Consider the following 334-nt stretch of genomic DNA (forward strand, 5'->3'; position numbering starts at 1 on the left):
GTTATGGCACTGCGGCGCTGCCAGTAATCGCTGCTCTGTTCCAGCTGCTCAATAATGTCTGGCAGGCTGTTGTGCTCAACCGTCTGGTGATATGGCGTCACGGTGCAGTCGGGCTTGTGCTCCGGGGTGCCATACAGGTTACGTTTACGAATGGTCAGCGGGTCCTGGCCAACCTTGCGGGCAATATCGTCCATCGCCCGTTCGATAATCATCATGCCTTGTGGGCCACCAAAACCGCGATACGCGGTGTGGGATACCTGATTGCTGAAGGCCCGGTGGCCGTCGATCTGGGCGGCGGGCAGATAATAGGCGTTATCGGCGTGGAACATGGCGC

General features: G+C 58.7%; 1 protein-coding gene. It reads right to left on the reverse strand.

Annotation, left to right across the window (positions count from 1 at the left end; translation table 11 throughout):
• On the reverse strand, nt 1-334 hold a 334-nt coding region (locus tag Q4563_RS17855; protein WP_303605455.1), incomplete at both ends, for a molybdopterin cofactor-binding domain-containing protein.

The sequence above is a fragment of the Gilvimarinus sp. 1_MG-2023 genome (assembly GCF_030548285.1).